This is a genomic window from Ewingella americana (assembly GCF_006438725.1).
In the GTDB taxonomy this organism is placed as follows: Bacteria; Pseudomonadota; Gammaproteobacteria; order Enterobacterales; family Enterobacteriaceae; genus Ewingella; species Ewingella americana_A.
In genome coordinates this window covers 176081-196195 of record NZ_RCZD01000011.1, presented here as the reverse complement: position 1 = coordinate 196195, position 20115 = coordinate 176081, and the positions used below count along the sequence as shown (strand labels likewise).

Genomic DNA, 20115 nt, shown 5'->3' with positions numbered 1-20115 from the left:
TTACCGGTACTCCCCATCCTCAGGCGGTTTGCCTGCATCAGAATGTCGGCGATACCTGCCGATTCAAACAGCATGCCACCTTCGGGGACGATAATTAGAAATGTTTGCATGTCCTTAAAATACAAAAATGACAAAATAAGTCAACAATCACTTCTGAGAAAGCTCTATTGCCTGAACACGATCACTGGAAAAAGATATCGCCAGATTCCGCTTTGAGGATTTTGCCATCAGTGTTGGTGATCAACGCATAGCTGCCGCCAATGTAGGTCCAGTGGCTGTCAGCGGATGGTGCAGGCAGATTACGTTTTTGCCACTCGGTGATCTCATAGAGTTTGGTGCGGTAAAGGTCTGGCACGACGCTGCCTAGCGTATAAAGCTTTGAAGCATCGTAGAATGATTTGATTTCATGAGAGTTTGTCGCCGCGGCCGCTGTACCCGCCAGTGGCAGTACTGAGGAGAAAACCAAAGCCGATAACATTACCCATTTAAAATGACGCATAATTTATCCTGTTCAGACTATCATCTGTTACATGCATCGCCACTCAACCGCCAACGGGTTTAGTCAGCGGCACAGCGAAGCATCTGTTGTCATGTAGGACAGGATAATAGCGAGAAAATGCCCACAAGCAGGGAGCTTTAATTGTGTCGAAATGCAAATTTTCGCCGTCTACTCACCCAGGTTGAAGGACTGACCTGCCTGATTGAAGATCTACGCGTTGTGGGGCTTGCCGACAGCGGCCATCTCCGCTTGCAGTGGCGGATGGCAGATATTTCTGAAGCCATTAGGATTACCCACTTGACGGGGATATCTTATATCTACTATGCCCGTCATTTTTCAAACTGCAGGTGTGTTGGCCGCATTTGTAACTCGGCCCATCTACAGGGCTCGTCTCTGTTTGCCGTCGCCCCGCACCTTTAAATCTATTGTGTATAGCACATTGAGTTTAAGGATATTGCCGCATGGAATTTAAAGACTATTATGCCGTCATGGGCGTCGAGCCCACGGCTGCCGTGAAAGAGATAAAAACAGCCTATCGCAGGCTGGCACGTAAGTACCACCCTGACGTTAGTTCCGAAGCTGATGCTGAAAGTAAGTTTAAAGAAGTTGCCGAGGCTTACGAAGTATTAAAGGATGCCGAAAAGCGAGCTGAATACGACGAATTAAGATCACACCGCAATGACCCACGGTTTGGTCAACAACAGGCGGCCTACAACCCCGGTGGTCAACAGTGGCAAAGCAGTACAGACGCTGGCACGCATGACTACTCAGACTTTTTCGAATCTTTCTTTGGTCATCGTGGTTCTTCAACTCAACACTCATCGCATCAAGCATCTCCCAGGGGGCGCGGGCAGGATCTTGAGATGGAACTCCCCATCTTTTTAGAAGAAACGCTAACTGAACAGACTCGTTCAATCTCTTACAATATACCGACCATTGATGCATCGGGCTTCCCAGGTGCTGAGACCTCTAAGACGCTAAAAGTAAAAATACCTGCGGGCGTGTGTGATGGCGAACGTATCCGTCTTAAAGGGCAGGGAGCTCCGGGTGTTGGCGGAGGAAGCAATGGCGATTTATTCTTGATTATTCGCATTGCTCCGCACCCGGTGTTTGATATTGATGGTCAGAATTTACAAATTGTGGTGCCGTTAGCCCCATGGGAAGCGGCATTGGGTACCAGTGTTGAGATACCGACACTGACGGGGAAAATTGCCTTAACTATCCCGGCGGCTAGCCAAAGTGGTCAGCGCTTACGTATTAAAGGCAAAGGTCTGGTCAGTAAAAAGGGCGCTGGCGATCTGTATGCAATCCTCAAAGTTGTCATGCCACCCAAACCAGACGAGAAAACGCGGGTACTTTGGCAACAACTGTCAGAGCAGGCGGCATTTAATCCTCGGACTGGATGGGAGTAGCAGATTATGACTGAAATAGAAATCACCTACACCGTGACTGAATTATGCCAGTCAACCGGGATCATGCAGGATGAATTAGTCGAGGTCGTCGGGCTGGGTGTGATTGTGCCATTAGAGTCGACAGATACGGTTTGGATTTTTGATGCAGATGCGTTGAACGACCTTAAACGTGCCCGACGCCTGCAAAATGAGCTGGATTTGGACTGGTCTGGTGTCGCCATGACGTTGACTCTGCTTGAGAGAGTGGAGCAGCTAAAGAAAGAAAACGACCAATTGCGCAGGCAGCTCGATCGTTTTGTTCAAACATCTTAAAATGACGAACACGGGTTGGTGCCCATGGTAGCTCAACCCGTGTTCGTTAAGTTATTGATGGGTTTTTATAATTTAACATAATCATGATTATACGCACCAAGCATGTAACGCCTCAATAGTAATGTCCGCCTGTAGCTCAATTCACGTGACCGCGATATGGTGAGTTTCACGGAGTCGTTTTTCATCAGTAAAAACTACCGGGAGATTGCCATGTACGCAGAAAGCTCAGGAATGTTTACCTTGAAAGAGATCAATCGCGTCAAAATTATCCAGGATGTCATCGAGCGCCGGATGACAACGCACCGGGCAGCTGAACACCTCGGGATCAGCGACAGACAATGTCGCGGGCTTCTGGTGCATACGGCTACAGAACGTTGTCATATCAGGTCTATGACAAGCTGGCCTGCGTTGACCAGGGCGCCATCGTGGACAATAAACGGCTTGGTGCCGTATTGAAATTAGCGCAGGTAACTCAGGACGAACGGGAACGTGAGGGTAAAAGAGAACGCAGCAAGAAAATGCCCAAACGACGCGCTCAGGCAAGGGTTCAGGAACAGCTAAAAGCCATCAATCCGGTACTGGTTAATCCTGCAGAATTCAGAGCCAGCCTCAAACGATAACCACCCTGCTCTTTCAGACTTAATCACAGTAAAAGTGACATTTTAACTTTGGAACAGAGGGTGACATTTCAACTTCGGATAGACAAAGAATGTTACTCCAAAGCGATAATGTCGTGTTCTAGCAAAGTTAAAATGTCGTACTCCGGTTAGCCTGTTCTTATTCAGGCAGCCAGGAGTATCACTATTATGTTGGTCACCATGAGCCAGAAAGAACTCGATCGAATCCCTGTTTTACAGCAGCTATGCGATAAACGTCTGACGCAGTCGCGCGCCGCCAAACTTCTGAACCTCAGCGTTCGTCAGGTGCAACGTCTTCTCGACCGCTATCAGATTGAAGGCGCTGCCGGACTGTCATCCCGAAAACGCGGCAAGCCCGCAAACAATCGTGCCCCTGATGAACTCCGGTTTAAAATTCTGACGCTGCTACGTGAAAAATATAGCGATTTCGGCCCTACGTTAGCCGCCGAGAAGCTTCTCGAACGTCATTGCATCAGGATCTCCATTGAGACGCTGCGCAGCTGGATGACCGCTGATGGTCTCTGGGTACCACACTCGCGGCGTAAGCCCCGGGTTTATCAGCCTCGTTATCAACGCGACTGTCTGGGTGAACTGGTCCAGATTGATGGTTCTCACCATGACTGGTTCGAAGGCCGCGCAGATAAATGCTGCCTGCTGGTCTTCATTGATGATGCCACCGGCCGTCTGATGCATTTGCATTTTTGCGAGACTGAATCAGCCTTCGATTACATGAACGCGACACGTCAATATGTTGAAAAGCATGGAAAACCCGTCGCATGTACCCATATCACCCTGGGCCTGCCGGGGACTGCGCACCAGGATGCGATCCTGGGATTTGATGCGCTGCGGGTGTTTGTGCCGGCCGAGGCATTCGGCGAGCTGGTCCGGGAATTGACGGAGCGGGTGGAGACGGGAACACTGGCCAATGCCGTGGAGGCTTTACGCGCGCTGTACGGCGATTTATAAAAACCAAACGGCGCGAATGTCTGAAAGGTTCACGCCGATGCTCCCTTAGCGGATCCCGCAGGGCTATTTCGGAGACTCTCCGCGCCCCATATTGCGCAGCATCAGCATGGCGGAGAGTGAGATCAACGAGGCCATCATGATGAATGACGCGAACACCCCGCCCAGCGCAAAGAAGCCATAAATCAGCCCCGATGCGGCTTCACCCGTGTTGGCCAGCGTGGAAAACAGGCCAAAATTCTTTCCGATATCCTGTTTTCCCGACAGCGCCTGGATCAGGCTGACAATGGAAATATCGACAAAGGCTCCGCAGCCGCCTAAGACGAAAGAAATACCGTACGAGAGAGAGATGGACAGGTTAATTGTGCAGGCCAAAAGAATAAATACCGCGCCATAGGCCATCCACCATTTCATCAGCGCGGATGGCGATCTGATCACCGAAAATCTGGCGTAGAGCAGACTGCCGACCACGGTACCGGACGCCAGCGCGGCAAAGATATAACTGACCTCAACCTCTGTCCCTCCTTTGAAAATCACAAACGCAGGCAGCACGTACCTCAGCAGGGAGGCGGTAAAGAGAATGCACAGTGCTGAACCGATAATCGAAGCGAAAAGATCCCTCGAGTGCCAGCGCAAAAATTGGACGTTCGCCCACGTCTCTTTAAAAATAGACGCTACTGAAAAGGCAGGGCGCAGGCTCCCCTCTGCCTTAGCCTGCGTGAGCATTAACAGCGCGGCCATAGAGACCACGTAGGTCAGCGAGTCGAATATCAGGACGCCCTGCTTCCCCACTGAAACGATCAGCAGCGAACAGAGCAGCGGGCCTGCAATAGAGGCGATTTGATCGATCATCTGAAAGGAGCTGTTGATACGGATAAGCGAACTTTCACGGAAAAGCTTGGGCACGCAGGACTGAAAGCTGGGTTGAAAAATGCTTCTGCCCACCGTGATCACCAACGTACAGGCGATCATCGAGACCAGGTTAAGCGCATTGTATTCATACAGGAACAGGAGTGACACTGAGGCAACAAGCCTGAGTAATTCACTGTAGAGCATTGTATTTTTTAAGGGATAGCGGTCGGCTAACCAACCGCCAATGGGGCCAAAAAAAATAAAGGGGACAAACCGAAAAAAGTACACGACGCCGATCAGGAGATAGTTCTCGCGAAGGAGTTCTATCACGATCAGGGCGAAAACCACCTCATGGGCATAGTCCCCCGTCTTGGAGATAGCCAGAGAGGAGGACAACGCCAGATAGTTTTTATTGATTTTCGCTTTCATTGAACCGTCGTTATCGAGTGGAGAAAAAGTCTGTCACCTATTGTGCAGTAGTAAAAATTAACTCTTTTTTCGAAATAAATTTACCCGGCGTGCTGAGCTGTTTGTGGATATAACTTTTCATAATGTCTTTATCAACATCCGGCATCAGATAATACATAATGTTGGTGTACCAGTACCACCCCTTCTTGGTCAAACGGAAATACTCCGCATCTTCGGTAATGAGACCTTCATTTTTAAGTTCTGCGATCCTTTCCATCAAACTGTCCGGTATGGTTTCCATACGCACCTTTGATTTTTCTAAACTGGCGAAATACGCCAGATGTAGAATCAAAGGCTTCATTTCATCCATATAGGAAGGATGCTGGCTGATCGTGCAACTGACTTCGCCTTGCTCAATTGCGTTAATATATTTTTCCCGACCGGAGGTATTAGTCACAGCATGTTCGCGTAACGATGACGCCGCGTTCACCCCAAAACCATGCAGGTCATGATCTGCATAACCGTATACGTGTTCATGATAAATAAACTTATAATTGGTTGTCACCACGTCAGAGGTGATGTTATTACACCGAACATAACCGTGTCCGTTATGTGGCATAAATCCTCGGCTGCGCATATAGGCATCGATGAGAATATTCATGGTGAATTTTCGGGTCGCAGACGTCACTCCTAAATTCGTGTCTTTTATATGCTTATGCAGCTTTGGCTGGGTGGAGACATTATTGATAGGATAAATATCGATGTTGGTGGTGCCCAGCGCGATCGCCTGCTCAAGATCGGAAATAATATCCTCTTCATCCTGCCCGTTCATGCCATAGATGATGTCAAAGGAGACGTGCGGAAAAGCGGCATTCAATGCGCGGGCGGCGTACTGTATCTGTTCTATCGTGGAGGTCAGGTTGAATAGCTTTCGCCATAAAGGGCTGAATGTCTGCAGGCCAAACCTGGGATGAGTCACACCGATGTCCTGTAATGCACTGATTTTATCATCATTTAGGCTTTTTACTTCAATTTCAAAGGAAAATTCCTCCAGCTTTGACAGGTCAAAATGGTGGTGTATGGCAGCCCCAATGGCCCGGATATTTTCTGCGGATAAAATCGAAGGCGTTCCGCCACCAAAAAAAATCGCGCGAACGGGAACAGCATGATAGTCGACCATTTGCGCCTTTATTTCAATTTCTTTTATCAGGGCCTTGGTATAACGGTCTACGTCATTGTGATCTTTATATCCACCACGGGTAAAATGACAAAAGCTGCAAATAGTTTCACAAAATGGGATGTGAAAATACAGCGCGCGGGATCGAATATTTTCATTGGAGGTTGAGTATGTCTGCTGCAGTGTTTTTGTAGTGATGTTTTTATGCTGGTTAGGGAAGAAGTAATTGTAAATCGGAAACTGATAGTCGAAGCACATAAGGCCATTTTTAGTGAGTTTCATTGCGATTATCCTCAAGAACCACCGTTGACGATGTGAAAAAAGGGTTGGTTTTTGCTAAAAATGTACTTCCCCGTTCAATGTAACGCGATCTGAATTTTGTGGGGTTATTAAAAATGGCTTCAATATCCCGACTTAAATTTACCGCATGCTTCCCGCAGGTATATAAATCAATGCTGATATAACCTGTTTCGGGGTAAGTATGAAATGACAGATGAGATTCAGAGAGAAGAAATATCCCCGTTACACCTTCCCCGCCACTTTGGAATTTATAAACCAGCCTGCCAATGATGTGAAAATGGGAAAGACGCAGTATTTTCTCAAAGGAATGAGTTAGTAATGTCTCATCTTTAAGGAATTCAACATCCTTAGAGATGATATCTATCACATAGTGATGTCCGGTATCATCCATATTTACCTCCGCTGAAATAAAAAATGAAAGGGCAAAAAATTGCCCTTTCATTCTATTTCTTACCAGTCAGAATCATTGAAATCATAGTTGTCTACGATATCCATTGATTTTTCTACGTAAAACAGATCGATAGCACTTTCCATAATAGTGTCCTCAATAAATTTTAACGGAATGGATCAGATATCAGCTGACGATATAACTTATAAGTCAAAAAAATGTTATCGGTTTGTTTGAGGATTAATAATGTGATCTGTGTCACATATAATTTACTTATATTTGAAGGTTTATTTTATAACGATATGAATTTAATTAGAATTTTTAAAGCCGCCTCACTTGCAAAGTGAGTCAGGCACATAAATAAATGAAACACATATCTCATAGAAAAAGCGCGATTGTTAAAATTAAATTACCATTGTTGCCGCCTTATTTAGGCTATATATCGCAGGGCATAGTCACAGCCAATCAGCTCGTATGTAACAACATCTCAGTAGCGGACCTGGCATGCTGCCCCTATCACGTAAGGAACATGATCAGGAAACGGCTTTGTTGAATAAATCGGATTGAGACAAAAACTTTCCCGAATTGACGAGCACTGTTGTGCCCATGCCAGCCATCTCTTATCTCTCCCGACGCCAGCTCATATGGGTACTGGAAGGCAGACTCACTTTTGAGGAAGGTACCAGCAAATTTGACATGCTTGCTGGCGATTGCCTGGAGCTTGGCGATCCCGCAGATTGTGTCTTCAGAAATGACACCGTCGTGATATGCCGATATGCGGTGATTGTGTTAAAGCCTGCCTGAATGAAACTTCCCCAGCAGTAAGCCGGAGAAACGCGTTATGAGCAGCTTTTCCGGGTAACGCCTTCAGTTAGTCAGCTTTACAATATTCAGGATCTGCTGTAAAAAACATTTCAGGCTGATGCTGCCCGCCGCTCGCTTCCGAAAGGAAAGGTGAAAGCACTCTTCTTCTCCTCCCAATGACTGTCGAGTCTCTTGACGATCGAGGTTTGGCAATGCGAGCACCAAAATGCCTCATCACCAGGATGAACAACGATGTTAACAGTCAGTCAAGCAAAGCAGATGGCCAAGAAGCTACGTGTCTCATTAGATTCTCGCAATCAGGAGATCACTCATTCCATTGCTCTGGAAATAGTGGCTTGCCAGTTAGGTTACAAGGACTGGAATACCGCATCAGTGATGCTACTTCAGGACAATACCTCACCTGCGATTGTGTTCGACAAGCCTATTCCTATATTGCGGATGTTCGACGAATCTAAGGCGCGAGAATTCTACATTGATTTCCTCGGTTTCAGCGTTGAATTCGAGCACCGTTTTGAAGCTGATTTACCCCTTTATATGGGGATCAACCGAAACGGCTTACAACTCCACCTTTCCGAACATCATGGCGATGCGAGTCCAGGTTCGACGGTGTTTGCCCCGATGCAGAATATCGAACAACTCCGTGATGAACTACATAGCAAACGCTACGGATACATGCGTCCAGACATTGTTACGCAAGATTGGGGAAAAATTCTGGAATTGTTTGATCCCTTTGGTAACCGGATTCGGTTCTGCCAGAGCTGAACTATTTGATGATGAGTCCCTTTCATTGCCAGGTGTTCCTGGCCTCCCGGGCAGTGGCAACAACAACGCCCGGGAGGCATGGTCTATCAGAAATTATATTGCACACCAATACGGAACCGCGTTTGGCGTTCGTCGGTGGTTTTTCTCACCGACACATCGCCGACCTGGACATAAGGCGTCCATTGCTTATTAATATTATACGCGACTTTTAAGTCCTGTTCGTAATCCCATTTGTCATTGTCGTATAACACCTGGTCGCTGTGTTTATAAATATAGTTATACTCGAATCGCCAGTCAGCAAGACGATAACCCAGCCAGATTTCACCCCGGTTGGTTTTACGATCTTCAGTATTCTCTTTAGTATAACGGGTATATTCATAACGATAACGGGCATTAAAATAAATACCGCTGTCGAAGGTATAACCCGCCGTCAGATAGGGTTTATAGATACTGTTGTCAGAGCTGGACTCCAGCGTAAAGCCAGGTTGCAGGAAGAACGCCTTGGTCACTTTATACTGATAGCTGATGGTGCTTTCTGTGCCATTATCTACCAGATTATTAAAGGGTTTATTCTCATCATTACCGCCTGACTTCCATTTGGCTTCCAGCGAAAAACCAAACCCGTTGTCAAAACGGTGCGATATTAATGCCCTATCTTTGTTTTGCTTACTGTCGTCCAGCCATTCATGGCGAAGATCAATCGTCACAGCCTGGCTGCTGGCACTGGCCAGCAGCAGACCACAGAACAGCAGTCTGTTATTTTTCATTTTTTATGTTCCCAGAGATATTAATCAGTATTTTTATATTTGCGTTATAACGCTTATGGGTGTTGCATTTATTTCTTTTCAAGAAAATCGTGGTAATTAAATCCCCCGTCCAAACTGCGGACAATAGGGTCTGGCAGCGTGACAGATTTAAAATCTGCAGGCTTTATGGGTTTGCCCGTGTTATTCACACTTGAAGGGTCAATATAAAAGTAATTACTCTTGTCAACGTTGCCAGTGACTGCATCGTCATACTTGCCTGCCGTAGTACGTAGCGAAATATTGCCTTTGAATGTGCCCTGCTTGTCGGCAGTGGTGTAAGGCGACGGGCGGAACAGGAAGTTGAAACGTTGGTTGTCCACCGCACGGTTGCCTTCGATTACCAGTGCGCCCGGATTGAAGTTGTCGGTAAAGCCGTCCATCCCGTTTTCCACCGCCACATTATTGCGGACCACGTGCGCCACCGGTAATCCTTCGCCACCGAGCTTGAAACCGTTGCTGCCGTTGTGCACTGACAGACTGTTCTCAATAGTGACGCTGCCATTTGGGCCGTCTTCAATCTTATTGAAGAGATCGAATCCATCGTCGATGTTGTCGTGGGAATAGCAGTTCACCAGCCGGTTGCCCTCACCCACGCGCATCTTCACTGCAAAACCATCGGCATTTTTACGCCCAGGATCCTGATTGGCCCAGGATTCAGAATTGCTGATCAGATTGTTGCTGGCCCACAGTGCGCGGCCAATGCTGTCCGGCGATGCTACCCAGATGCCAGTATCGTCGGCGTGATGGGCCTTAACTCGGTCGATATGGTTGAAACTTCCAGCAATCTGGAAGCTTTTTTGCGTTACTGTAATGCCCTGGACATTCCAGTAACTGCCATCGAGCTTCAGGCCGTTAAACACGGCGCTGCCACCCTGCGCGCGCAGTATTTTCATGTTGTTTTCCGTACCGCTGGCTGTCGCCGGGATCTGGCTTGCCGGATATTCACCGTCAGCTACCCACAGTGTGCCACCCGGTGCTAATAAATTGACCGCACTGGCGAAATCCAGCGGATGTGCGCGTGAACCGTCGTTGCCCTCTGCGCCTTGTGGCGAGACATAAAGTTCATCAGGATCACTGACCAGCACCATGCTGACGGGGAATTCCTGCGTCAGTGGTTGCCCGCTATCCGGTGTAAAGGTGATGTTCAACGTGGTCGTGGGATCATCGGCGTGGAACGGCACCGCGACTACCTCGCCAGCGCGGACGGTTTTCTGGCGCAGTAACGGTTTCCCGTGCTGTTCGATCTGCAACTGGCCATCACCGTTGGTACGCAGCTGGAATATGCTGTCGCGGCGTGTGATAACGGGCGATGACATCACTTCGATGCGCGCTTTCAGTGACGGCGCCACGTAAGGCACTGACGCTTGGGTATGCGCTTCAGTGAGCGTCAACTTGGCGTGATTAACGGTGATTTTGGCATTGCGCGAGGCGAAGAAGCCGACGTAATAACCCGTTTTATCCAGCTGCGTGACGCGGTCTGCACCGGCCACGGTTTTGGTGACCCATATATCACTGCCCTGTGGCGCATAGGCGACGTCAAAACCGGTGTCCGTGCGGATCAGTCGCAGCGAGAAATGGTCCGGGGTGGTGAGCGGATGATAGCTTTCGCGCACAATACTGATGCCGGTATTGCCCCACGGTTGCTGCACGCCCTGTCTGGCGATCAGCGCAACCACTGGTGGTTTATCTCCCGTCGCCATCACGCTGTTCATCACCATATTGGACGCCGCCGGTAATTCCTCAATGCCCGGCTTAGTAACCGGCTCTCGCGGCGTGCCTAAAATATCGCGCACCAGTAATCCGGCCCCTTCCTGCCCGGCAGGTTTAGCCCCGTTTTCCGGACCAAACTGATTCAGCGTAATATCTGCTTCCAGCTGGAAGTTCGCGTTAGCCGGTAAGCGCGTGTAGAAATAGGTTAATCCATCGTGGCTGTTTCCCACTTTCCCGCCGCGGCTTTCAAGGGTAAACGGCGTGGTCAGCGGCGTGCCGGCCTGCGGGATCGTTTTCCCATCGGGCAGATGTGTTTCGTTTATGCCGATTTTTTCCGGCAGCACGTTGGTGGCGAAATTGATGTCGGTAGACTGACCAAATGTGATGCTGTGCCAGGTCAGGCTGCTGGTGGCAGGCAATGCGGTGGCCATGCCATGTGCGCTAACCCCGAAAGATAGCGCGACAATAAACAGATTACGTTCCCACATAGTCGTTCTCATCCTAAAAACGTAAGGCGTCGCTGGCCGGTTTTCCCGGCCAGTCGGTAAGGTGATTGATGGTGTGGTAAAGCTGAGGTTTTACGGGTGTTGCGTGGTGCTCACCATGGGTTTCGGCTCGGTTAACGCAATGGCCGGTGTATCGAAAATTTTGCGGCAGACTTCACTGTTGCCCCAGCATTGTTCGTATGGATAACCAATCAGTTCTTCCATTACCACGCGTACGTCAGGTTGGATCTGGCTGATGTCCCCCCCCGCTTTGATACGCGCCACTTCGCCGAGCACGACTAAGTGCGTTTTACGGTTCAATTTCATCTGATTACTGAACACCATCGCCATCAGTGCCAGTGCAATGACCCCGATACAGAACACCAGAGCAATCGCCGTCACCGCGCTTTCTGGTTGGGTGTGTGATTTAGACTGGAAGCCGTAGAAGCTGAGGATCGCCCCCATCACAAACACGATGACCGAACGCATCAGCTTGCCGGAGAAGGTCATCGCACCCGCATAGATCCCTTCTCGACGACGGCCAGTGAAGGCTTCATCAATGTCTGCCAGGAAGGTGTAAACCGTCCACGGGATGTAATACACACCACCGGTACCGATACCGAAAATGACAGTGATGGTCAGCATTGCGACCGTTGCATACTGTTGTGGCAGATGTAGGAAGTGCAGCAGGCTGTAACAACCCACTGAGAACACCACAATGCCCAGCGCCAGAATGTAAGGCTTACTGAAACCGTGCTTCACACAAATACCGATGAAGATTGCAGTAGAGAACAGTTGCAGAATTGAGTTCAGGCTGCTGAGTCCGGCAACCATCGTTGGGTCATATTGCAGTACGAAAATAATGAAGTAGGTGAAGACTGAGGCAAACAGCCATTCCGCGCCGAAACCGCACAGATACATGCCCAGATGCTTGCGGAACACACGCAAGTGGAAGGTGGACTTCATATCTCGCATCAGCGTGATCATGGTTTTGCCGAGGCTTTGTTTTTTCTCATCAACGGGTGTGGTTTCTTCCACCGGACGTTCCCAGGAAGATAAATAGAGCATGCCCATGGCGACAAATAAGATCACGCCGTAGGTCAGCGCGGTGAAGAAGAACGGCTCTGCGGAGTCTTTACCGTAGATGAGGATGAACTGGCCAGGGATGAACGCGGCGAGGAAGTTCGCCACTTTACCGAAAATCGCCTTGTAGCCCGTTAGCTTAGAGCGTGCGGAGAAGTCGGTGGTCATTTCTGTGGCCAGGGTTTCATACGGCACCATCACCGAGGTGTAGATCAGCTCGAACATCACGTAGGTAGAAAGGTAGTACCAGAAGCCAAAGCCTTCGACCCACAGCAGCGGATAGAACATCATCAGCGGTATGCCGAGCAATATAAAGAAGCGACGACGGCCAAAACGCTTACCGAGACGCGTCTTGCCGAAGTTATCGGAGAGGTAACCCATCAGCGGATTGCTAATAGCATCGATGATACTGGCGACGGAAAAGATCGCCGACGCTTGTAAGAGTGTCAGGCCACAGAAGGTGGTGTAAAAGTACAGCAACCAGATACCGGCAATCGCCAGCGCCCCGCTACCTAACAAGTTCCCGCCGCCATACGCCAGCTGATGTCTGAATAAAATTGGTTTTTCTGCGTTCATGGAGTTTCCCGCCCAGAGAGATTTTATATTTATGAACCGTTGTTTTGTTTTTTTAGAGATAACGTTTTATATAGATTGGAGTGATGAATAGATGTGAAACAGTTCACATTTGAAATCAAGGCTGACAAGTTACGGGTCTATTTTGCGATGCACGTAGCATTATTAATGATAGATAAATTGAATGTTTCGTGATTATTCATATTCAATTAGTTATGAATGAAATCATTATCACCCTACTCTGTTTGGTTGATCAGTAGTAGGTTGTTAAGTTTATTATTTGTTGTATAACATGGTGTTATATGACATTTCGCAGTTCGTCGCTAAACTGTGCGAGGCTCAAGCCTTAAATAAAGGGTTGGAATTTGTGTGATCTTCTTAACATTTATTGCAGTGCCTAACGTCATGGTAAAAACCAAGTGATACATTGTTTTTAATTTAATGAAATATAATTTCAATTAATAATATCAGCCAGCGCAACGGCGATCTTCATTATCACTAAGAGGTGAATCATGGCAAAGGGTTCTCAGATTCAATTCCGCTTTCACACCGTTTCGGATCCTCAAACCGGTGCTCGCGTCACGCGTTTGACGCCCCCTGATGTGTTGTGCCACCGCAACTATTTCTATCAAAAATGCTTTACCCGCGACGGCAACAAGGTGTTGTTTTCAGGCGAGTTTGACGGGAATCGTAACTATTATCTGTTGGATCTGAACACGCAGAGAGCCGTCCAACTGACTGAAGGAAAAGGCGACAACACCTTTGGCGGCTTCCTGTCGCCAGACGATCAATACCTTTACTACGTCAAAAATGAACGCAGTCTGCAACGGGTGACACTGGCTGATTTCAGCGAGGTCAGTGTGTATCAGGTGCCGCAGGAGTGGGTCGGATACGGGACGTGGGTAGCCAACAGCGAATGCACCAGCCTGGTGGGGATCGAAATCAGCCGTGAAGACTGGACGCCGCTTTCGGACTGGACAATATTCCAGGCGTTCTACCACAGCAACCCGCACTGCCGCCTGCTGCGTGTGGATTTACTCAGCGGTAAGTCCGTGGTGATCCACGAGAAAAAAGAATGGCTCGGCCATCCGATATATCGTCCGTTCGACGACAATACTGTCGCCTTCTGCCATGAAGGTCCGCACGATCTGGTCGATGCCCGTATGTGGTTGGTGAATGAAGACGGTACGAACGTGCGCAAAGTGAAAGAACATGCGCCTGGTGAAAGTTGCACCCATGAATTCTGGGTGCCGGACGGTTCTGCGTTGATATATGTGTCCTATCTGAAAAGCCAGCATGACCGTTATATCCGCCGTTTTGATCCACAAACCGGCGAAGACATTTGCCTGATGAGCATGCCCGCCTGTTCACACCTGATGAGCAATGAGAACGGCTCACTGTTGGTCGGCGACGGTTCAGGTACGCCGGTCGATGTGAAAGATACCGCCAGCCATACGATTGAAAACGATCCATGGTTGTACATCTTCGATGCCAAAACCCGCCAATATGCACCGCTGGCGGCGCATAACAGTTCGTGGCGCGTACTGGACGGCGACCGTCAGGTGACGCATCCGCACCCTTCTTTCTCGCCGGACAACCGCCACGTGTTGTTTACTACGGATTATGAAGGACTGCCGGCACTGTATCTGGCGGAAATTCCCGACACGTTGCTCAGTGAATTACGCAAGGAATAAGCCTCAGTGAGGTCTGGGTATTACCCAATAAAAAACGGCTCTTGTGCAGGCAAGAGCCGTTAATTGGCGAATAATATTACTTATGCTGTTTGGCGAATTCGTCTTTTGCCTTCTGCAATTGCTGCAGGAAAGCTGCATTGGTGTGCAGTGTTGCCACCACGGCTGAACCCACGATACGCGCGGCATCTACGTCGCTCTGCCAGTGATATCCACAGATAACGCGACTCTGCCCCAGATCATAACCACGTTGGAGGATCTGATCCTGGTGTTTTGGGTTAATTTCAGTCAGTACTAACGCGGTCGCCCAACCTATAGAAGTGTGACCAGAAGGATAGGAGCCGTTTTTCGACAGCTTGTCCTGATCTTTGGTGTTGCAAGTCGGCACACCGTAGAAGGCGAACGGACGAATGCGCATGTACTTCTCTTTGGCTGAACGCGTCGCCAGGTCACCGGCATCTTCAATCATATTGGTCAACAGCTTATGCAACTCAGGGGTATCTGCGGCGGTGATTGGCGAGCCAAATGCGCCGGAGAAGGCATTTGCCACCCCGCCAGCGCTAAGGTTAGCATCTTCAGCTGCCTGAGCACCGCGTTCCGTTGAACGCAGCAGACGGCCTTTCTCATACATTGCCTGGTCGTTAAGAAATGCAATGCTGCCCACTTCCGGCGGAGGTGGCAGAAGCGACAGGCTGTTAATTGCCTGATCATTCTTCAGGTAGTAAAGATCGGGTTTGGTGGTCGCATCATTGCCTGCAGGGACCAGGGCAAATGCATTGACAGAGAAAAGACTGGCTAAACAAAAGGTAACAACACTCTTCATAAAAGTTTCCTTACTTATCATTATGATTTACGTCCCGAAATCGGGTTCGTAACATTTTCTAACACCTGCCTTTTTAAACAAATTAGTAACAAAAAAGATTGAGCCGTATCGCAAAAATACAGATGCATTATTCAAGCGAATGATTAGTAAGCATTTAAGCGCTATTTATGCACGATGCGAGTGAGGGGTTGTACTTGACACTATTTTACTGCTTTAAAGTAAAAGGGGTCATTACCCTTTGGTTGCCAGTTTCAGTAGAACAACGCCGGAGAAAATCAGCAATACGGCGATCACCCGCATAGGGTTGAGGCTTTCACCGAACATGATGACACCCAGGATAAACGCCCCTATCGCGCCAATACCGACCCAAACGGTATATGCGGTGCCAAGCGGCAGGTATTTCATCGCGATGGCCAGCAGAGCGACGCTCAGCAGCATAAAGAAAGCGGTAATAATCGTCGGGATGAGGCGTGTAAACCCATGCGACTCTTTCATTGCCGTAGACCAGATAACCTCGAAAATGCCTGCCAGAACCAAATAGACCCACGCCATAATATTTCCTTATTTCAGCTAAGGGCCGTCCCTTTATGATTTTGCCGAGTCTCTGGTCGTCCAGTCGGCTTTTGTACCCTGTGATTATAGGCAAACCGTTAAAAGGTTTACAGCCCTTAACCATGGCCTATGTGCTGCGATTGCGGGCTGGTTAAGCAGCCCACCGGGAGGCGGAAAGGGTCATTCGCTCACCACCCAAAGGCTCAGGCTGCCTGCGTTGCAGCGAAAAATAGCGGTACCCTGTTCATCTGACTCCACTTGTTCCTGACGGTTATCGAGCAGATCCTGCCATTTTTTCCCCGCGTAACTCTCGCCCAGCGTGATGGATTTCTCTCCCTCATCGCCGTTGGACATGATCACCACGCAACCCGGATGTTCATCAGTGCCGCTGCGGCTGAAGGCCAGGCAGTTTGGATGATCGAAATAGTCAGTCTGTACGCCCCAGGCGTGCGTCTGGCGAGCTTTGATCAGGGTTTCCAGATGAGGTACCACCTGCAATTGCACTTCATGGGCGTTGCCGTCGCTGCCGGTGTCTTCATAGGTCGCGCCAAACAGGCCAGGATAAAACACCATCGGCACGCCCTGCTCGCGCATCAAAATGAGTGCATAGGCCAGCGGTTTGAACCAAGGTTCGATCGGCGCTTCCAATGACTGCAACGGCTGGGTGTCATGGTTAGCGACCAACGTCACGGCGTGAGCCGGGTCGGCCGATACCAGCGTGTTGTCGAAAATTTTACTCAGATCATAGTCAGCACCTCCGCGTGAAGCGTGATGGAAGCTCAGCTGCAATGGGGCGTCGAACAACAGGGTTTTGCCTTCAACCTGATGAATATATTGTTGCAGCGTCTCGACGTCATGTGACCAGTACTCCGCCACAATGAACATCGGCTGTTCAGCTTCGGCCTGAATGTGATCGATCCAGTCTTTATAGAACCAGGCTGGGATGTGTTTCACGGCGTCTAGCCGGAAACCGGTACAACCGGTCTCGGCCATCATCCAGCGCGCCCAGTATTTGAGCTCTTCGTCGACGGCCTTGTTGCGAAAATCGACATTGGCGCCCATCAGGTAATCATAATTGCCAAATTCGGAATCGACTTCGGTATTCCAACCGTCGGCGGTGTAATCGTTGACGATTTTAAACACGCCATTTTCATCCGGGTTTTCGATGTGGTCCACGCCGCTGAAGCATTGGTGGTCCCAGATAAACGTGGAGTATTTGCCCTCTCGCGCCGGGAAAGTGAAACGTGTCCAGGCATCGGCTTCTACCACTTCCTCATGGATCTCGTCGCGGTTATCTTCATCGACCCGGTTAACCTGAATACGTTCTTTCTCATCAGCCCCCATTTTATGGTTGAGGACCACATCCATGATCACCCCGATGTGACGCTCTTTCAGCGCGTGGATCGCTGCCAGCAGTTGCTCTTTATCGCCATATTTGGTGGCGCGGGAACCTTTCTGGTCGAACTCCCCCAGATCGAATAAATCATAGGTGTCATAGCCGACAGAAAATCCGCCGGAAGCCCCTTTATAGGCGGGTGGCAGCCAAACGGAGGTAATGCCAATCTCTGCCAGATAGTCGGCGCGCTCGGCGACTTCTGTCCACAGTTTTCCGCCATCCGGGTAGTACCAGTGAAAGAATTGCAACAGTGTGGGATTTCGCATGTCCGTATTCCATTTCTCATGACAGGGAAATGAAGTATGGAGCAGGATAGCCAAAAGGGTTAGCCAGATTATTCGTCATCGATTGTTCGAATTCGGATCCTGTGTTAAGCAGTGTCATACTTTGTGTTATGCACGCATAAAACCAATAAGGAATCACGTTGAACACAAGCAAATCTGACACTCAACTGACGGCCGCCGACGCGGTTGACCGGTTAGAAGTCCTTTACAGTGCTGCCGTCGTGGCACTGCGTAAGGCGATTGGCGAGTTTATTATCGATGGCTCGTTGCCTGATCCGCACCTGCGGTCGGCTGGTTTATTTACTTACCCCGAACTTAGCGTCAGTTGGGACGGTACGGCGCAGAATTCGTTTAAATCCCGCGCCTATGGGCGTTTTCCACGTGCGGGTCAGTACACCACCACCATTACGCGCCCCGAACTGTTCCGGGATTATTTGGCCGATCAGTTAGCGCTGTTGGAAAGTGAGTACGGCGCCAGTTTTGTCGTCAAACCTTCGCCGCTGGAGATCCCCTTTCCGTTTGTGATTGATGGCTCTGACCTAAATCTCAACCGCACCATGAGCGCAGCGCTGGCACACCATTTCCCGACTACCGAGCTTTCGCAAATCGGTGATCAAATTACTGATGGGCTGTCCCTTTCGGGCTCGGTGTTCCCACTGTCCCATTTCGATGCCCTGCGCACCGACTTTTCCCTCGCCCGCCTGAAGCACTACACCGGCACTCCGGCGGAACATGTTCAGCCCTATGTGCTATTCACTAACTACACCCGCTATGTGGATGAGTTTGTCAGTTGGGCCTGCGATCAACTTGTCGATCCCGCCAGCCCCTATATTGCGCTTTCCTGCGCCGGTGGGGCGTACGTGACACCGGAAACCATCAATCTGAAAGAGACGGTGTCAGATTTGGCGTGGAAGAAACACCAGATGCCGGCTTACCATTTGATTGCACGGGACGGCAAAGGCATCACGCTGGTCAATATTGGTGTTGGACCGTCTAATGCTAAAACCATTTGCGATCATCTGGCGGTATTGCGCCCGCATGCGTGGCTGATGATTGGTCACTGTGGTGGTCTGCGTGAAAGTCAGCAAATTGGGGATTACGTTTTGGCCCACGCCTACCTGCGCGATGACCACGTGCTGGATGCCGTTTTGCCGCCGGATATCCCAATCCCGAGCATTGCCGAAGTGCAGCGCGCGTTATATGACGCCACCAAGGCAGTCAGCGGGATGCCGGGCGAGGAAGTTAAACAGCGTCTGCGTACTGGCACTGTGGTCACCACGGATGACCGCAACTGGGAGCTGCGTTACTCGGCTTCGGCAATGCGTTTTAACCTCAGCCGCGCTGTGGCGGTAGATATGGAAAGTGCCACTATTGCAGCGCAGGGTTACCGTTTCCGCGTTCCTTATGGCACTTTGCTGTGTGTGTCTGACAAGCCGCTACATGGTGAAATTAAACTGCCCGGCCAGGCCAATCACTTCTATGAAGGGGCCATCTCTGAGCATCTGCAAATCGGTATTCACGCCATCGATTTGCTGCGTCAGGAAGGTGATAAACTGCACTCCCGCAAGCTGCGAACTTTCAACGAACCGCCGTTTCGCTAGTCAGCTTATCGTTACATTGTCACCTCTGCGGGGAAGGGTGTTCCTTCCCCGCTATCCTCTGAATATTTCTACACAATTACTGTCGATAACTTAGCGTATTCCCCCTGATTTCCCGCGTAAAAAAACGCTTGTACCGGCGTATATTCATCGTCATCGATGGGCGCTGCGCCCAAAGTCAGTGATGTTGTTAAAAGCAGGTTTTCGAGGTGGGTTATGAAAAGGCTATTGATGTTAATGCTGGCTGCGGGGGCGCTGATGTTTGTCACTCAAGCCTCGTTGGCTTATGGCTATTACGGGCATGGTTACTATGGACACGGTTATTATCATGGCTATAACCGCGGCTGGTATGGCGGTCCTAATGTGGTGATTGGTGTGCCCTGGGGGCCTCCGCCACCGGTCTATTATGGTCCGCCACCGGTGGTGTATGTGACGCCACCACCGCCGCAAACCTATATAGAGAAAACCCCGAACTACGCCTATTACTGCCAGAATCCGGCGGGCTATTACCCCCGTGTACCGCGTTGTGCACGCGGCTGGATGAAAGTCGTGGTTGGCGAACCCGCATCCCGTTAAGC

The 20115-nt window shown here is 49.6% G+C and carries 16 protein-coding genes and 5 pseudogenes; 10 read left to right on the top strand and 11 right to left on the bottom strand.

Features of this window, described 5'->3' with window-relative positions; translation table 11 throughout:
* Window positions 1-110: pseudogene (locus tag EAH77_RS25835) on the bottom strand (GlxA family transcriptional regulator); the annotation flags it as partial.
* Between the two features lie 71 nt (window positions 111-181).
* A complete protein-coding gene (locus tag EAH77_RS19345) occupies window positions 182-499 on the bottom strand; it encodes an RcnB family protein (RefSeq protein WP_140474449.1) in 318 nt (105 codons plus the stop codon).
* 461 nt (window positions 500-960) lie between these two features.
* Here EAH77_RS19345 and cbpA point away from each other — a divergent pair, with 461 nt between their 5' ends.
* From cbpA to EAH77_RS19315, 5 genes and pseudogenes are all read left to right on the top strand, one after another.
* On the top strand, window positions 961-1911 hold the full coding sequence (gene cbpA, locus EAH77_RS19335) for a curved DNA-binding protein (RefSeq protein WP_140474448.1): 951 nt from the start codon (window positions 961-963) through the stop codon (window positions 1909-1911).
* 6 nt (window positions 1912-1917) lie between these two features.
* The gene (gene cbpM, locus EAH77_RS19330) at window positions 1918-2223 is read left to right on the top strand and encodes a chaperone modulator CbpM (RefSeq protein WP_140474447.1); all 306 of its coding nucleotides are present in this window, start codon (window positions 1918-1920) and stop codon (window positions 2221-2223) included.
* Window positions 2224-2433: 210 nt separating this feature from the next.
* A pseudogene (locus EAH77_RS19325) lies at window positions 2434-2578 on the top strand (ISNCY family transposase); the annotation flags it as partial.
* Between the two features lie 4 nt (window positions 2579-2582).
* Window positions 2583-2843: pseudogene (locus EAH77_RS19320) on the top strand (ISNCY family transposase); the annotation flags it as partial.
* A gap of 198 nt (window positions 2844-3041) precedes the next feature.
* Window positions 3042-3638: pseudogene (locus EAH77_RS19315) on the top strand (ISNCY family transposase); the annotation flags it as partial.
* Between the two features lie 252 nt (window positions 3639-3890).
* Here EAH77_RS19315 and EAH77_RS19310 read toward each other — a convergent pair.
* Genes EAH77_RS19310 through speD form a run of 3 tightly spaced genes read right to left on the bottom strand, consistent with a single transcriptional unit; the run spans window position 3891 to window position 7003 of the window.
* Window positions 3891-5105, bottom strand: a complete 1215-nt coding sequence (locus EAH77_RS19310) for an MFS transporter (RefSeq protein WP_140474446.1) — start codon at window positions 5103-5105, stop codon at window positions 3891-3893.
* Between the two features lie 37 nt (window positions 5106-5142).
* Window positions 5143-6543: a coproporphyrinogen-III oxidase family protein gene (locus tag EAH77_RS19305; RefSeq protein WP_140474445.1), complete on the bottom strand. Its 1401-nt coding sequence runs from the start codon at window positions 6541-6543 to the stop codon at window positions 5143-5145.
* A complete protein-coding gene (gene speD, locus EAH77_RS19300; protein WP_277752570.1) occupies window positions 6530-7003 on the bottom strand; it encodes an adenosylmethionine decarboxylase in 474 nt (157 codons plus the stop codon). Before speD ends, EAH77_RS19305 begins: the two co-directional genes overlap by 14 nt.
* A 537-nt stretch (window positions 7004-7540) precedes the next feature.
* On the opposite strand from speD, the pseudogene EAH77_RS25580 reads away from it, so the two are divergent.
* Both EAH77_RS25580 and EAH77_RS19290 read left to right on the top strand, forming a co-directional pair.
* Window positions 7541-7753 (top strand): annotated as a pseudogene (locus tag EAH77_RS25580) (LacI family transcriptional regulator); the annotation flags it as partial.
* A gap of 252 nt (window positions 7754-8005) precedes the next feature.
* Complete coding sequence (locus EAH77_RS19290; protein ID WP_140474444.1) at window positions 8006-8536, top strand: glyoxalase superfamily protein; 531 nt, start codon at window positions 8006-8008, stop codon at window positions 8534-8536.
* A gap of 86 nt (window positions 8537-8622) precedes the next feature.
* Here EAH77_RS19290 and EAH77_RS19285 read toward each other — a convergent pair whose 3' ends face one another.
* The 3 genes from EAH77_RS19285 to EAH77_RS19275 all read right to left on the bottom strand — a co-directional run bounded on the left by EAH77_RS19285 (window position 8623) and on the right by EAH77_RS19275 (window position 13196).
* On the bottom strand, window positions 8623-9303 hold the full coding sequence (locus tag EAH77_RS19285; protein ID WP_140474443.1) for an oligogalacturonate-specific porin KdgM family protein: 681 nt from the start codon (window positions 9301-9303) through the stop codon (window positions 8623-8625).
* A 68-nt stretch (window positions 9304-9371) separates the two neighbouring features.
* Window positions 9372-11540 carry a right-handed parallel beta-helix repeat-containing protein gene (locus tag EAH77_RS19280; RefSeq protein WP_140474442.1) on the bottom strand — a complete coding sequence of 723 codons (2169 nt, stop codon included), beginning with the start codon at window positions 11538-11540 and terminating at the stop codon, window positions 9372-9374.
* Window positions 11541-11630: 90 nt separating this feature from the next.
* Window positions 11631-13196, bottom strand: coding sequence for an MFS transporter (locus EAH77_RS19275; RefSeq protein ID WP_140474441.1), 1566 nt, complete (start codon window positions 13194-13196; stop codon window positions 11631-11633).
* Window positions 13197-13705: 509 nt separating this feature from the next.
* Here EAH77_RS19275 and EAH77_RS19270 point away from each other — a divergent pair.
* Window positions 13706-14887, top strand: a complete 1182-nt coding sequence (locus tag EAH77_RS19270; protein ID WP_140474440.1) for an oligogalacturonate lyase family protein — start codon at window positions 13706-13708, stop codon at window positions 14885-14887.
* Between the two features lie 76 nt (window positions 14888-14963).
* On the opposite strand, the gene phoC is transcribed toward EAH77_RS19270, so the two are convergent.
* From phoC to amyA, 3 genes are all read right to left on the bottom strand, one after another.
* Complete coding sequence (gene phoC / locus EAH77_RS19265) at window positions 14964-15707, bottom strand: acid phosphatase PhoC (RefSeq protein ID WP_140474439.1); 744 nt, start codon at window positions 15705-15707, stop codon at window positions 14964-14966.
* Between the two features lie 231 nt (window positions 15708-15938).
* On the bottom strand, window positions 15939-16259 hold the full coding sequence (locus EAH77_RS19260; RefSeq protein WP_140474438.1) for a DMT family transporter: 321 nt from the start codon (window positions 16257-16259) through the stop codon (window positions 15939-15941).
* Between the two features lie 180 nt (window positions 16260-16439).
* Window positions 16440-17921, bottom strand: a complete 1482-nt coding sequence (gene amyA, locus EAH77_RS19255; RefSeq protein WP_140474437.1) for an alpha-amylase — start codon at window positions 17919-17921, stop codon at window positions 16440-16442.
* Between the two features lie 158 nt (window positions 17922-18079).
* Here amyA and EAH77_RS19250 point away from each other — a divergent pair, with 158 nt between their 5' ends.
* Together EAH77_RS19250 and EAH77_RS19245 are read left to right on the top strand one after the other, a co-directional pair.
* A complete protein-coding gene (locus EAH77_RS19250; RefSeq protein WP_140474436.1) occupies window positions 18080-19540 on the top strand; it encodes an AMP nucleosidase in 1461 nt (486 codons plus the stop codon).
* A gap of 213 nt (window positions 19541-19753) precedes the next feature.
* A complete protein-coding gene (locus tag EAH77_RS19245; RefSeq protein WP_140474435.1) occupies window positions 19754-20113 on the top strand; it encodes a hypothetical protein in 360 nt (119 codons plus the stop codon).
* Window positions 20114-20115: the final 2 nt, after the last annotated feature.